Annotated in this window: 17 protein-coding genes; 12 read left to right on the forward strand and 5 right to left on the reverse strand. The window is 65.6% G+C overall.

The genetic code is table 11. The annotated features are described in order from the left end of the window. Nucleotides 1-164: 164 nt before the first annotated feature. From TV39_RS19850 to TV39_RS19860, 3 genes are all read right to left on the reverse strand, one after another. Nucleotides 165-434: a hypothetical protein gene (locus tag TV39_RS19850; RefSeq protein WP_235347461.1), complete on the reverse strand. Its 270-nt coding sequence runs from the start codon at nucleotides 432-434 to the stop codon at nucleotides 165-167. Nucleotides 435-576: 142 nt separating this feature from the next. After that, nucleotides 577-999, reverse strand: coding sequence for a DUF302 domain-containing protein (locus TV39_RS19855; protein ID WP_043485047.1), 423 nt, complete (start codon nucleotides 997-999; stop codon nucleotides 577-579). 78 nt (nucleotides 1000-1077) lie between these two features. Continuing rightward, nucleotides 1078-1335, reverse strand: coding sequence for a metal-sensitive transcriptional regulator (locus TV39_RS19860; RefSeq protein ID WP_043485049.1), 258 nt, complete (start codon nucleotides 1333-1335; stop codon nucleotides 1078-1080). A gap of 131 nt (nucleotides 1336-1466) precedes the next feature. Here TV39_RS19860 and TV39_RS19865 point away from each other — a divergent pair, with 131 nt between their 5' ends. From TV39_RS19865 to TV39_RS19890, 6 genes are all read left to right on the forward strand, one after another. Then, nucleotides 1467-2123 carry a rhodanese-like domain-containing protein gene (locus tag TV39_RS19865; protein ID WP_043485051.1) on the forward strand — a complete coding sequence of 219 codons (657 nt, stop codon included), beginning with the start codon at nucleotides 1467-1469 and terminating at the stop codon, nucleotides 2121-2123. Beyond that, complete coding sequence (locus tag TV39_RS19870; protein WP_043485053.1) at nucleotides 2120-2878, forward strand: sulfite exporter TauE/SafE family protein; 759 nt, start codon at nucleotides 2120-2122, stop codon at nucleotides 2876-2878. The genes TV39_RS19865 and TV39_RS19870 overlap by 4 nt, the downstream gene beginning before the upstream one ends. Nucleotides 2879-2942: 64 nt before the next feature. Beyond that, the gene (locus tag TV39_RS19875) at nucleotides 2943-3239 is read left to right on the forward strand and encodes a rhodanese-like domain-containing protein (protein WP_043485055.1); all 297 of its coding nucleotides are present in this window, start codon (nucleotides 2943-2945) and stop codon (nucleotides 3237-3239) included. A 67-nt stretch (nucleotides 3240-3306) separates the two neighbouring features. Continuing rightward, a complete protein-coding gene (locus TV39_RS19880; protein WP_043485056.1) occupies nucleotides 3307-3669 on the forward strand; it encodes a thioredoxin family protein in 363 nt (120 codons plus the stop codon). 19 nt (nucleotides 3670-3688) lie between these two features. Beyond that, on the forward strand, nucleotides 3689-4072 hold the full coding sequence (locus TV39_RS19885; protein WP_043485058.1) for a rhodanese-like domain-containing protein: 384 nt from the start codon (nucleotides 3689-3691) through the stop codon (nucleotides 4070-4072). Nucleotides 4073-4190: 118 nt separating this feature from the next. Next, nucleotides 4191-5600, forward strand: coding sequence for an MBL fold metallo-hydrolase (locus TV39_RS19890; protein WP_043485061.1), 1410 nt, complete (start codon nucleotides 4191-4193; stop codon nucleotides 5598-5600). An 80-nt stretch (nucleotides 5601-5680) separates the two neighbouring features. On the opposite strand, the gene TV39_RS19895 is transcribed toward TV39_RS19890, so the two are convergent. Next, nucleotides 5681-6454 (reverse strand): class I SAM-dependent methyltransferase, encoded by a 774-nt coding sequence (locus TV39_RS19895; RefSeq protein WP_235347462.1) that lies wholly within the window; start codon nucleotides 6452-6454, stop codon nucleotides 5681-5683. A gap of 131 nt (nucleotides 6455-6585) precedes the next feature. Here TV39_RS19895 and TV39_RS19900 point away from each other — a divergent pair, with 131 nt between their 5' ends. Genes TV39_RS19900 through TV39_RS22190 form a run of 6 tightly spaced genes read left to right on the forward strand, consistent with a single transcriptional unit; the run spans nucleotide 6586 to nucleotide 11453 of the window. After that, the gene (locus TV39_RS19900; protein ID WP_043485064.1) at nucleotides 6586-7017 is read left to right on the forward strand and encodes a LexA family protein; all 432 of its coding nucleotides are present in this window, start codon (nucleotides 6586-6588) and stop codon (nucleotides 7015-7017) included. Continuing rightward, a complete protein-coding gene (locus TV39_RS19905) occupies nucleotides 7010-8326 on the forward strand; it encodes a Y-family DNA polymerase (RefSeq protein WP_043485066.1) in 1317 nt (438 codons plus the stop codon). The genes TV39_RS19900 and TV39_RS19905 overlap by 8 nt, the downstream gene beginning before the upstream one ends. A 23-nt stretch (nucleotides 8327-8349) precedes the next feature. After that, entirely contained in the window at nucleotides 8350-9108 is a 759-nt protein-coding gene (locus TV39_RS19910; protein ID WP_043485069.1) for a prolipoprotein diacylglyceryl transferase, read from the forward strand. Beyond that, nucleotides 9105-9458, forward strand: a complete 354-nt coding sequence (locus tag TV39_RS19915) for a hypothetical protein (RefSeq protein ID WP_043485072.1) — start codon at nucleotides 9105-9107, stop codon at nucleotides 9456-9458. Before TV39_RS19910 ends, TV39_RS19915 begins: the two co-directional genes overlap by 4 nt. 1 nt (nucleotide 9459) lies before the next feature. Then, entirely contained in the window at nucleotides 9460-11064 is a 1605-nt protein-coding gene (locus tag TV39_RS19920) for a radical SAM protein (RefSeq protein ID WP_043485074.1), read from the forward strand. 8 nt (nucleotides 11065-11072) lie between these two features. Beyond that, nucleotides 11073-11453: a hypothetical protein gene (locus TV39_RS22190; protein ID WP_144406479.1), complete on the forward strand. Its 381-nt coding sequence runs from the start codon at nucleotides 11073-11075 to the stop codon at nucleotides 11451-11453. A 10-nt stretch (nucleotides 11454-11463) separates the two neighbouring features. On the opposite strand, the gene TV39_RS19930 is transcribed toward TV39_RS22190, so the two are convergent. Continuing rightward, a complete protein-coding gene (locus TV39_RS19930; protein ID WP_043485077.1) occupies nucleotides 11464-11814 on the reverse strand; it encodes a DUF3846 domain-containing protein in 351 nt (116 codons plus the stop codon). Between the last annotated feature and the right edge of the window lie 62 nt (nucleotides 11815-11876).

Consider the following 11876-nt stretch of genomic DNA (forward strand, 5'->3'; position numbering starts at 1 on the left):
CCCGGCGCCCCATCCCACAGCGTGATTACGCCGCGGGGAAGGGCCGACGGCGACTGGGGACAGCCCGGGTCTCAGCGGGCTTTTCGCCGCCGGCCCCATAACAATTTTAGGAGATTACACCCCGCCGCGTGCGAGTGGACGCTACCCGTTTTCCCCTGGTTGGGCTAGGCGGACTTGGTTCCGGCCACGCGGCCGGCTGCACGCGCGGAGCGGTTCCGCCACCAGCGGCGGACGAGGTCCACCGCGGCCAGCAGTCCCGCGAGGGGCGAAAGAACCGCTGCAGTGTAGACGAAAAGCAGCCAGGTGAGTGTGGCAATGGGCGGCTGGTTGGTGCTCAGGAGTGACAGGCCCCCGAAGAAGGCGACCGTCCAAAAAAGGACTACTCCAAAAAGCACCGCCGCAGCAGGGAAATACTCGTTTGTCACTACGGACATCACAGTGTTCAATGCTCTTCCTCCTGACTGGCCGGGCGCAGGACATCACCGCGTCAATCTCAGTATGGGGCCCGGGAAACCAGGATTGCGGCAGGACGCAGAAACCGTGACGAAAATAACCACACCCGGCGCCGGAAGCCGCTCAGCGCGGGGCCTCCTGCGCCTCCAGAACCGCCAGCGCTGCACGCAGCCGGGCATCGGCGTCGTTGGCTACTTCCGCAACGGCGGGACTGTCGCTGAGCTGCACCATGGTCTGCGGATCAATGGCCTGGATGGTTGTCATGCCCGCGTCCCGGCCGCGTCGCACCACCACATTGCAGGGCAGCAGCGCACCGAGGTCCGGCTCGGCGGCAAGCGCGCGGCTGGCCAGGGCGGGGTTGCAGGCGCCCAGAATGACGTAGTCTCCGAGCGCTTCGGCAGCGTCCTGGCCAAGCTTGGCTTCGAAGGTCGCGCGGACATTGATTTCGGACAGAATGCCGAATCCCTGTCCGGCGAGCGCCTCACGAGTACGCTCCACGGCGTCGCTCCAGGATAGCGGGACGGTCACGGTGTGGGTGTACGTCATATTGTCTCCTCGGCTGGGGTCCGGTCAGGCCGGAACGGTTCAGTGCTGGGCGTTAGTGAATTACAGCACGGGTGCGGCTCAGGCCAGGGACAGGAAGAGCTTTTCCAGGTCCTTCGTGTCCATGCTCGCATCCTTGCGGACAAGGCATTGCTCAAGTCCGCTGGCGATGATGGCGAATCCCGCGCGGTCCAGCGCCTTCGACACCGCGGCGAGCTGGGTGACGATGTCCTTGCACTCGCGGCCTTCTTCGAGCATCCGGGTCACCGCGGCCAGCTGCCCCTGAGCCCGCTTGAGCCTGTTGATGACCGGTGCGAGGTCGGTTGAATCGAGTTCCATGATGCCTCCGGATAAAGGGTTGTTATGCACTCCAGAATATACCCCCTGGGGTGTTTTTGACTACCCCTAGGGGTATCTGCAATACTCGGTGGGGTATTCAGCTCTACCTGATCCGTCTCGAAAGGACATCAATGACACGCCCCTCCGCTTCGGCCTCCTCCTCCGCTTCACCGGCCGCCCCCGCAGTCACCGCCCTGGATCCGGAAACGCTGCAGACCTGGTTTCAGGAACACAAGGACCTCGTGGTGATCGACGTACGATCGGCCGCGGAATTCGAATCCCTGCACATCCGCGGTTCGTACAACGTTCCGCTCCCGCTGCTTTCCGAGCACACGGACGAACTGGCCACCCGGCTGGGAAGCCGTGTTGTGCTGGTCTGCCAGTCCGGCGCACGGGCTGAGCAGGCACGGCAGCGCCTCGGCGGCGCAGGCATCGGTACCGCTTACGTCCTGACCGGCGGCGTGCCGGGCTTCGCTGCCGCCGGCGGAAACGTTGTCCGCGGCAAGGCCCGCTGGGACCTGGAGCGCCAGGTCCGGCTGGCAGCCGGCTCCCTGGTGGTGCTTGGCCTGGCCGGAGGCAAATTCGTCTCACCCAAAATCCGCCTGCTCGCAGGAGCTGTCGGCACGGGCCTGACATTCTCCGCAGCGACCAACACCTGCGCCATGGGCCAGGCCCTCTCCGCGATGCCGTGGAACAAGGCGGCTAAGGAACCCACCCGCGAATCCGCCATCCTGCAGCTGCCCGCTGCAGGGGTGCAGACCGACCAGAACCGGGCGCAGGCGGCATGATTTCAGCTCTGGCATTGGGGCTACTCGTCGGGATAGTCCTCGGCGTGGTCGGCGGCGGCGGATCGATCATCGCCGTCCCTGCCCTGGTGTACGGAGTGGGCCTCAGCCCCGCGGAGGCCATCCCCACCTCCCTGCTGGTGGTTGGCCTCTCGTCGCTGGCAGCACTTTTGCCCCGGTTCCGTGAAGGCATCAACTGGCCAGTCGTGCTGCTGGTCGGGGCCGCCGGCATCCCGGCCGCGTGGGGAGGCGCGGCCGTGGGCCGGCTGCTGGATCCCAACATACTGATGCTGGCATTCGCGGGCATCATGGTGGTTGCCGGCGTTCGTATGCTGATGCGCACCAACGAAGTAGAGGGATCTTGCAGCACGGGCCCCACGCGGGCCTTCCGCTCCTGCGCTCCCAAGGCCGTCGGAGTCGGGCTGCTGGTCGGCTTCCTGACGGGCCTGCTGGGAGTTGGCGGCGGATTCCTCATCACGCCGGCCCTCACGCTCTTCCTGGGACTGCGCATGAAGCAGGCCGTCGCTTCCTCCCTGGCCATTATTGTCATCAACTCCGCCGCAGGCTTCGGGGCACACGCCGCCGGCTTCACCATCGAATGGTCCACAGTCCTGGCCTTCACGGTACCGGCCATCCTCGGCTCAATCGCCGCAGCCCGGCTGGCCCGCCTGCTCAAAGACAAGCACGTCCGCATCTCGTTCGCCGTCCTGATCTTCGCCGTCGCCGCCTGGGTTACGGCCAGCACCGTCACAGCCTGACCGGCACCAAGCCGGCGAACCGGTCCGCTAAACATTCACCCACACTCCGGAAAGGAACCCAGTCATGGCAGAAATCACCGTCACCGAAACTGAGCAACGGCGCACCAGCGCACAAATCCTCGATGTCCGCGAAGACTTCGAAGTCGCCGAAGGCATGATCCCCGGCGCCCTGCACATCCCCATGGGGCAGTTGCAGGCCCGCTTGTCCGAGCTGGACCCCGGCGTTCCCGTCATCGTCGTCTGCCGCAGCGGCAACCGTAGCGCCCGCGTGGCAGATGCGCTCAATGGCGCCGGATTCAGCGCCGACACAATGACCGGCGGCATGATCGCCTGGAGCCGCGCAGGACTCCCCGCCACCTAACCGGCCTGCCTCATCCGCAGCCACAACCCCGCCCCCGCCCCACCGGCCACACGTAAGGAATTCAGCCATGGCAACCATCGACATCACGGAAGAATCGCTTGCCCGGACGCTTGAGGACAACGACATTGTCTTCATCGACTTCTGGGCCGGCTGGTGCGGCCCCTGCCGCATGTTCGCCCCCACCTACGACGCAGCGTCCCAGAAGCACCCCGACGTCGTTTTTGCCAAGGTGGACACGGAAGCCGAGCAGGCGTTGGCGGCTGCTGCCGGCATCACGTCCATCCCCACACTGATGGCTTTCCGGGACAAGACCCTCGTCTTCTCCCAGCCAGGCGCGCTCAATGCGGCAGGGCTGGAGCAGGTCATCCAGGGCGTCAAGAACCTCGATATGGCAGCACTGCGCGCGCAGGCAGCGCAGCATCAGTCCTGACGAATATCCACAGAAGCCGATGCGCAGTATTACGCCCGGCGACCTGGCGGCAATCTGGCCCCGCACGGTGGTGGTGGACGTGCGGGGCCAGGACGAGTATGCCGTCGCCCATATCCCGGGCAGCCTGAACGTCCCCCTCGAGGAACTGCCGTTCCGGCAGCAGGACCTGCCGAACAGCACGCTTTACGTCCTGTGCGGTTCAGGCAAGCGCAGCAGCCAGGCCACTGCACTCCTCACTGCCCAGGGCCACGACGCGATCAACATCGCGGGCGGCATCACGGAGTGGTACCGGGAAGGCCATCCGGTGAGCTATGCACCCCCGGCACCGGACGAACCTCCGTCCGGACGCTGGAGATCTGTACTGGAGAAACTGGCGAAGTGGCGCGCCCGAAGCATCGGCTGACGGTTTCAAAACCACAACGCCACGCCATTTGCGATATACCCCCCGGGGTATTATGATTTTGAGTAGACCAACGGGGAGCCACCCAGGAACCCCACAAACTTTTACGAAGGAGAACCCCATGCTTCTCGAGCGCATCTACGATGAAGACCTCGCCCAGGCCAGCTACTTCATCGGCTGCCAGCGGAAGGGTGAGGCAGTTGTTGTCGACGCCCGCCGTGACATCGACACCTACCGCTCCCTCGCAGCAGCCAACGGCATGAAGATTGTGGCCGTTACCGAGACCCACATCCACGCCGACTACCTCTCAGGCACCCGGGAACTCGCGGCCGCCACCGGGGCCAAGATCTATGTCTCCGGCGAAGGCGGCCCCGACTGGCAGTACGGTTTCGACGGCGAGCGCCTGTTCGACGGCAGCAAGATCACCATCGGTAACATCACCGTGCAGGCGCTCCACACCCCGGGGCACACTCCGGAACACCTGTCCTTCCTGATCACGGACGGCGCGTTCAGCAGCGAGGCCGGGTACCTGCTCTCGGGCGACTTTGTCTTCTCCGGCGACCTCGGCCGCCCCGACCTCCTGGACGAAGCCGCCGGCGGCGTGGACACCCGGTTCCTGGGTGCCAAGCAGCTGTTCGCCAGCCTGCGCGACAAGTTCCTGACCCTGCCCGACTTCGTCCAGGTTTACCCGGGACACGGCGCCGGCAGCGCCTGCGGCAAGGCCCTCGGCGCCATCCCGTCCTCCACGGTGGGCTACGAGCGGCTGTACGCCTGGTGGGGCCCGTACCTGGCCGCCAACGACGAGCAGGGATTCATCGACGAACTGCTCGACGGCCAGCCGGACGCACACGCCTACTTCGGCCGCATGAAGCGCGAAAACCGCGAAGGCCCCGCCGTCATGGGCGAACGTGCCCCGCTGCAGGAACTGGACGCGGCCGACGTCGCAAGGAGCCTGGCAGAAGACACCCTGACCTTCATCGACACCCGCTCCAACGGCGAGGTCCACCAGGGCACCGTGGTCCGGTCCCTGAACGTTCCGGCCGGCAAATCCGTTGCCAGCTACGGCGCCTGGGTGGTCAACCCCGAGACGGATAAGAACCCGCTGGTGCTCCTGGCCAAGGACCAGGAACAGGCCCAGGACATGTGGGACCACCTGGTCCGCGTGGGCATCGACAACGTGGCGGGCTACCTGACCGGCATCGACGGGCTGCCCACCTTCACGCCCAAGCTGATCCAGCCCGAGGAGCTCGAGGGCTTCGACGCCGCAATGGTCCTGGATGTCCGCAACAAGACCGAGCACAAGGCCGGGCACGTTCCGGGCTCTTACCAGCTCAGTGGCGGCCGCGTCATGTGGCACCTGGATGAACTGCCCACCGCCGGCACCATCGTGTCCTACTGCCAGTCCGGCGTGCGGAACTCCGTAGCCGCCAGCGCGCTGCGCCGGGCCGGGTACGACGTCGTCGAACTGGACGGCAGCTACGCCGCCTGGGCCGCTATGGAACAGTCGCTGCAGACCGCTTCGACCCGCTAACCCCGCGGCCGGCCGATGCCGGCAGCGGATCCAACAGCACAAGACCCCCGCCCGGACATGTCCGGGCGGGGGTCTTTCGTTCAGCCACGTCGCGCCAACCGAGCCAGATCCTCATCCGCCGAATCGGGCATGTCGGTTCCGGTTCTGACTTTGTCTGCCTCGAGGACGAAGAAGATGAAGGACAGGAACGCTGTCCTCTCGCCGTTGAGGATGCGCGGCGGAAGGAGATCGTGCGGTGTGTCTGGAGATGGCTCTGGTTCGCTCACGGTGGCTACGCGGTATCCCGCCGACGTAAAGGCGCTGATCATCGCGTGAAGTGGTCGGTGCCAGAAGGTCAGGACCGCAGGCTCGCCAGCGAACTCGTAATCCTCCGAGTACTGCCGGATTGCGAAGTAGTCCTCGGCGGGTTGGTTGATCACGCTAACGGTGGGGTGGTTGACCGACAGGATCAGGCGACCGCCCGGCTTCAGTACGCGCCGCAGTTCGGCAAGTGGTGCTGACCAGTCCTCCAGATAGTGCAGGACCAAGGACGAGACAACGTCGTCGAAGGAGCCATCGGCGAAAGGGAGCGGCTTGCTGAGGTCGGCCAGGTGCAGGTCTGCGGTCGGACCCAATCGCTGTCTTGCCAATGCGAGCATCGCAGGACTGGAATCGAAGCCGGTCACGGCGGCGCCCTTCGCGGCCAGCGCGGCGGACAGCGGCCCCGAGCCACAGCCAGCGTCGAGGACCCGGTGACCGGCCACGTCGCCGGCAAGGCCAATCATCGCCGGCCGCTCGTAATAGGCGTTGAGGAGGCTGGACTCATTTTCAGCCGAGTAGTTCCCGGCAAAATCGTCATAATGATTGGACTTCACTGCTCTTCCCCTTCAGGCGAATCCTCACGGGCGGGACAATGGGGCTGATCCTAGCAAGCGAAGAGAATATCGAATGTCCGAGCCTGGGTCTACACTGAAGTATCGAACATATATTCGAATAAAGGTGTGTTGTGGGCATAGTTATCGGTCCCCGCGTGATAGATGCGGGCACATCCCTGCTGTCGGTACTGATCTCTCCTGTACCAGTCGCAGCGGGGTACCCTTCGCCGGCGCAGGACTACTTTGACGGCCGGATCGACCTCAATGAACACCTCATCAAGGACATCACCAGCACATACATCGTGCGGGTGTCCGGAGACTCGATGGAAGGAGCCGGGATCAGCGACGGCGACGAACTGATCGTCAACCGCGCCCTGGACCCCAAGGACGGATCAGTGGTCATAGCGGTCCTGGACGGTGAGCTGACCATCAAGCGGCTCAGGGTCACGGCGTCCGGAGTGGTGCTGCAGGCGGACAACCCCCGCTATCCGGACATCCGGGTCCCGGCGTTGTCGGACCTGGTGATCTGGGGCGTGGCCACCCGCTGCCTGCACCATGTCTGAAGCGCTCGCGATTCCTGAAACCCGGACCCCGGACACCGTCCGGGAGATTGCCCTGGTGGACGTCAACTGCTTCTACGCCTCGGCGGAGCGGGCCTTCGATCCTTCGCTGGAAGGCCGCCCCCTGGTCGTTCTCTCCAACAACGACGGCTGCGCGGTCACCCGGTCCCCTGAAGCCAAAGCTCTTGGCATCCCGGTCGGCGAGCCGTGGTTCAAGATCGCCCCCCGCGCCAAGGAATGGGGGCTGGTGGCCAAATCCAGCAACTACGAGCTGTACGGCGATATCAGCGCCCGTGTTATGGAGCTTCTGGGCCGCTACTCGGCCTGGCTGGAGGTCTACAGCATCGATGAAGCCTTCCTGGGAGTCAAAGGCACCCCGGACGAACTCCTGCATCTCGGGCAGACCATGAAGACAGCTGTTCGCCGCAACATCGGGGTGCCGGTCTGCGTAGGAATTGCCAATACCAAGACCCTCGCGAAGCTGGCCAACAAATGGGCCAAGAACAATCCCGCCCTTAACGGCGTGTGCCGCTGGGACTCCATGCCGGCCACGGCCCGCGAAGCGTTGATGGGCCGGCTGTCCGTCATCGAGCTCTGGGGCGTGGCCGCCCGGCTGACAAAACGCCTGAACAGCATGGGCATCCACTCCATCCTGGACCTTGCCCGCGCCGATCCCGTGTGGATCCGGGACCGCTTCTCGGTGGTGCTGATGCGCACGGTCCTGGAGCTACATGGCACCGCGTGCATCCCCTTGGAAGAGGAGCGCATTGGACGTGACCAGCTCATCTTCAGCCGTTCGTTTTCCACGCCCATCACCGCGGCCGCGGACCTGCGACAGGTCATGAGCGTCTATGGCCAGCAAGCCAGCGCCCGCCTGGCCAAGCACAGCCTGCAGGCCAAGGTGCTCACTGCCTTCGCCGGCACCTCGCACTACAACCCGCTGGACACGTCCTACCCGTCGGTCTGCGTCACGTTGCCCATGCCCACCGCGGATCCGGTGCTGTTGACCAGAGCCGCGCACGCCCTGCTCCCCCGGATCGAGGAAGGCACCAAATACGTCCGAGCCGGCATTATGGTCACCGACCTGCGCCCCACAGGCCAGCAATCGCCGCTGCCGGTGTTTGCGAACCCGCGCGAGGAACGCGGCATCGGCATTCTGCTGGAGGACATCAGCCGCCGCTACGGGCGCGGCTCGGTGGGGCTGGGCCACGCCGGAATCCGGGGCGGCCCGGACTGGTCCATGCAGCGCACCATGCTCTCGCCCAGGTACACCACCCATTGGGACGAGCTCCCCGTGGTCAAGGCAGCCTGAGCACGCGCTGTTACACTCTGCACATGATCGGGCTTCCCTTCGCGGGAGATGGGCTTGCGCATGGCGTTCTGACGGGGCTGGGAATCGTCGCAGCCCTGATGTTTTACGCCTATGAGAAGCGCCGCCGCGGCCTCTCCGATCCCCGGTTGTGGCCCATCGCAGGCTTCGCCGTCGCCTTCGGTGCCATCGGATCCCGCGTGCTCACCTGGGATATCTCCCGGCAGGTCTCCCTGGCGGACTGGTGGGGCAACGGAGACCGCAGCATCCTCGCAGGCCTGGTGGGTGCATGGTTCGGCGTCCACTTGGGCAAGCGGCTGACAGGCTACCGTGAATCCACCGGTGACCTGCTCGCACCCGCCGTCGCACTGGCCATGGTTCTGGGGCGGGTCGGCTGCCTCCTCACCGAACTGCCCGGCACCCCCACCGGCGGCGACTGGGGAATCGTGCTCACCCCCGCGCAGGCAGCACTGATCGGCGGGACCCCCGGGGCCGGGCTCCATCCGTCCTTTGCCTACGAAATCGTCTTCCATGCTGCCGCGTTCGCCGTTATGTGGCGCTTTCGCGATCGCCTCGCACACCCCGGCGACCTCTTCATCTGTTACGTGACCGCTTACGCGCTCTTCAGGTTCGGCGTGGAGTTTGTTCGCGGCAATGAGGTGATCTGGCTGGGAATGAGCCGCCCCCAGTGGTTCCTGCTGGCGGTTCTCCCCCTGTTGGCCTGGCGAATGTGGCGGGTGTTCGGGAAACCGCTCCGCCCGGAGTTGAAAGGAAGAGTTGCATGAGCGAGGACAACCCTGACGTTCCCCGGAACCCGCCGCCGCACCCGGGCGGCACGCCGCAACAGCCAAAGGGGGGTTCGATAGGACTCGGAGTGCTGCTCGGCGCCCTGGCGCTCTATGCCGTCTACCTTGGCGCGACAATCCCCCTCGGCGGGCCCACCATGTGGCCGTCTGGCTTCTTGGGAGGAACGGCCGCGTTCCTGCCGATCATCCTGTACTTGCTGGTATCCGTCCTGCTAGCGCTCAGACGGCGGACATCGCGTTTCGGCGCCGGGCTTCTGATCGGCCTCGGAATGTTCACGTTGCTCGGCGGCGGACTCTGCGTCGGAGCCCTCGCTCAGATGGGAGCCTGACATGAGCCCTTCACCCTTGGCCGCAGGACGGTCGCTTCCGGGCCCCGGCCAGCCGTTGCGCGGCGACCGGATCCACCGCTATGTCACGGCGTTCTGCCCGCGCTGCCATGAGACCAATCCTCCGCTTGCCCAGGTGCGGCGCCTGTCCGGGGTGCTGCTCATCCGCGATGATCGCGTGTGGCTCGAACGCGGCTGCCCCGATCACGGCCTGGTGCGCACGCTGTATGACGAATCGCCCGAAATCCTGCGCTACCTGGAAAAGTGGCAGGCGCCCACCAAGCAGCACATCCCCGACCAGGCGGGCAACTTCCGCCCGATACCCGAGGCCTACGCCTACGGGCTTCCCGCCATGCAGACGCAGCACACGTGCATCCTCCTGCAGGACATCATCGAGCACTGCAATCTGCGCTGCCCCACCTGCTTCACCGCCTCAGGCCCGCAATTGCAGGGAGTGGCGCCGCTCAGCGAGGTACTCGCGAATATCGACACCCGGCTTGCCCGCGAAAACGGGCGGCTGGACGTCCTGATGCTCTCCGGCGGCGAGCCCACGCTCTATCCATACCTGGCCGAACTTCTGGATGAGCTCGTCGCCCGGCCGATCGTCCGGATCATGGTGAACAGCAACGGCATGCTCATGGCCACCGACGACGAACTCCTAGCGCTGCTGGCCAGGCACCGGGACCGCGTGGAGGTGTACCTCCAATACGACGGCCCGTCCAAAGAAGCCTCCATCCACCACCGCGGCGGAGACCTGACCCGGTTCAAGGACCTGGCCATCGAGCGCCTGTCCGAGGCAGGGGTCTTCACCACCCTGACGATGACGGCAACGCTCGGCGTCAACGACGGCGAGGTGGGCGCCGTCGTCATGCGGGCCCTGGAAACCCCGTTCGTCGGCGGGGTCGCGCTGCAGCCGGTATTCGGCTCCGGCCGCGGACACGGCATCGATCCCCTGGACCGGCTCACTCACACGGGAGTGCTCGAAAGGTTGGCCGGGCAAACCAACGGGGTGGTCTCGTGGCATGACCTGACAGCCCTGCCGTGCTCGCATCCGCACTGCGCGTCAGTCGGCTACATGCTGAAGGACGACGCCGGGGTGTGGCGGTCGCTGACATCGCTGATCGGGCACGATCGGCTGCTCGCCTGGCTGGAGCTCAATCCTGACAGCATCGCCAACCGCATCGCCGACAGTGCAATTCCATTGGAGCTGCGCAGCCTGATGAAGTCCTCGCTGCTCGATCTTCTGAGCGAACAGTCATCCTTGTCCCACCCCCGGACAGCGGATCTCTGGAAGAACATCTGCACCCAGTGCGACCTCGGGATAGGCACGCTCACCACGCTGGCGGCCGGCAAACTCCCGGGCCAGCAACAACGGCTGCGCAGGCTCCTGGCCGAACGCGTTACCCGGATCATGGTCAAGCCGTTCATGGACATTTCGACCATGATCGAGGAGAGGCTCACCCAATGCTGCGTGCACGTCGGAACCAAGAGTGACGCCGGCGATCACCAGTGCGCCCCCTTCTGCGCCGTCCAGGCGTGGCCGGCCCTGTCCAGGCAACGGATGAGCACGGCCACGGGTGTCCGGCTGCTCCCGGTGCGCCAACTCTAAGGATGATGATGAGTTCCGATTCCGACGCGAAGCGCATCGCATCCGGCCCCCTGCCGTCGGAACTGCTGCGCGCCCACGCCACCCGTCACGGCGCCCACGGCGGCCAGTCGGACGACGACCCGGATCCGCAGGCCGGCGTTCCCTTCGATCCGCTGCGCCTCTGCATCTTCGCCACGATCGCACTGCTGGGTTGGCTGACCGGCCCGGTTGCCCTGGCCGTGTTCGCGGCCATCGGGTTCGTCGGATACTGGAAAGCCCGCCGGAAGGGGCTGACAAAGTCGAAGTGCTACCTGCGCGACACCCGGCTTGTGCTCGCCTATCTCGGCATCCTCCTGGGCGCCGGGCTCTGGGGGGTGTACGCGCTGCTCGCGCGCCTGGCCGGCCTCTGAACCCCGCTCGTCAGGCTGCCAGCGGGGAGCCGAACATTTCTTCCGCCCGGCGCAACAGGTGCTCCGGTACGTCTGCCTCGCCGCCGCGCTCGGTCCGGCCCAGGAACACGGCCGTGCCCCTGGCCGCATCCGACAGGTCGAGCCCGGCCTCATGAATAAGCTGGGCTGCGCGGATGTTCGGCGGCAGGTTCATGAGGTGGCCTTCGGCGTTCAGGTAGACGTGCCAGTCGCCGCGGCTGACGGATTCCAAATGTCCCCCGACCAGCCGCTGGAGAGTGTCTGTAGTCGCCTCAAGGGCCACTGCTCTCAGGGCGTCACCCAATCGGGCCGGAATGACCAGTGCAGTGCATGTAGTGCTCATTTTTCTTCCTCAGTACTCATAACTGAGATGCCATGCGATCTGTTCCCGGGCGCTGACCGCGC

The organism is Arthrobacter sp. SPG23 (assembly GCF_000876655.1).
Lineage (GTDB): Bacteria > Actinomycetota > Actinomycetes > Actinomycetales > Micrococcaceae > Arthrobacter.